The sequence below is a fragment of the Kytococcus sp. HMSC28H12 genome (genome assembly GCF_001816045.1).
Lineage (GTDB): Bacteria > Actinomycetota > Actinomycetes > Actinomycetales > Dermatophilaceae > Kytococcus > Kytococcus schroeteri.
Genome location: NZ_KV824441.1, coordinates 1 through 1,515, shown reverse-complemented (window position 1 = coordinate 1,515; position 1,515 = coordinate 1). Strand labels below are relative to the sequence as shown.

At 71.0% G+C, this 1,515-nt stretch carries 1 protein-coding gene; it reads right to left on the bottom strand.

Annotated elements, in window-relative coordinates:
• Positions 1 to 39: 39 nt before the first annotated feature.
• The gene (locus HMPREF3099_RS05885; RefSeq protein ID WP_070705138.1) at positions 40 to 1,416 is read right to left on the bottom strand and encodes an L-serine ammonia-lyase; all 1,377 of its coding nucleotides are present in this window, start codon (positions 1,414 to 1,416) and stop codon (positions 40 to 42) included.
• Positions 1,417 to 1,515: the final 99 nt, after the last annotated feature.

Here is a 1,515-nt window from a genome sequence, read left to right as displayed (position 1 = left end):
CGGGGCGGGGCGGGTGGGGAGTGCGGGCGGGGGAGCGCCTCAGCACTCGATGACGTTCACCGCCAGTCCGCCGCGCGCGGTCTCCTTGTACTTCACCTTCATGTCCGCACCCGTCTCCTTCATGGTCTTGACGACCTTGTCCAGGCTGACGATGTGCGAGCCGTTGCCGCGCAGCGCGGTGCGGGCCGAGGTGATGGCCTTGACCGAGGCCACGGCGTTGCGCTCGATGCAGGGGATCTGCACGAGGCCGCCCACCGGGTCGCAGGTGAGGCCCAGGTTGTGTTCCATGCCGATCTCGGCGGCGTTCTCCACCTGCTCGGGCGTGCCGCCGATGACCTGCGCGAACGCGCCGGCCGCCATCGAGCAGGCCGAGCCGACCTCTCCCTGGCAGCCCACCTCGGCACCGGAGATGGACGCGTTCTCCTTGAACACCACGCCGATGGCGCCGGCGGTGAGCAGGAAGTCGACCACGCCGTCGTCGTCGGCGCCGGGCACGAAGTCCACGTAGTAGTGCAGCACCGCCGGGATGATGCCGGCCGCACCGTTGGTGGGGGCGGTCACCACGCGGCCGCCCGAGGCGTTCTCCTCGTTGACCGCCAGCGCGTACACGGTGATCCAGTCCATGCCCGACAGCGGGTCGGTGGACTCGCGGCCGGCCTGCTCCAGCGCCTCCCACAGGGCGGGGGCGCGGCGCGGCACCTTGAGCCCGCCGGGCAGGGTGCCGGTGGCGTGGGTGCCGTTGTGCACGCACTCGCGCATCACCTGCCAGATCTCCAGCAGGCCGGCGCGCACCTCCTCCTCGGAGCGCCACACCTTCTCGTTCTCCATCATCACCTGCGGGATGGTCATGCCGGTCTCGCGGCAGATAGCCAGCAGCTGGTCGCCGGTGGTGAAGTAGTGCGGCAGCGGGGTGTCGTCCTCCACGATGTGGGTCTCGCCGTCGGCGTTCTCGTTGACCACGAAGCCGCCGCCCACGGAGTAGTAGACGTGCTCGCTGAGCTGGGTGCCGTCGGCGTCGAAGGCGGTGAAGCTCATGCCGTTGGGGTGCAGCGGCAGGGTCTTGCGGCGGTGGAGCACGAGGTCGGTGTCCTCGTCGAAGCGGATCTCGCGGCCGCCGTTGAGCGGCAGGCGCTTGTCCTGCCGGATGCGCTGCAGGGTGCCCTCCACGGCGCGCGGGTCGCAGACCTCGGGGCGCTCACCGGCCAGGCCGAGCATGACGGCCTTGTCCGAGCCGTGCCCCACGCCGGTGGCGCCGAGCGAGCCGTACAGCTGGGCGTGGATGCGCTCCACCTTCTCGAGCACGCCCTCCTCGCCGAGCTTCTCCGCGAACATCACGGCGGCCCGCATCGGCCCGACGGTGTGCGAGCTGGAGGGGCCGATGCCGATCGAGAACAGGTCGAACACGCTGAGCGCCACTGTCACTCCTTGGTGGGGGTAGACGGTGCCCGCGGGGGTGGTCGCGGGCCGTCGCACAGTGTCTCACCGAACCCTCCGCGCGCACGATGGCGCGCGCCC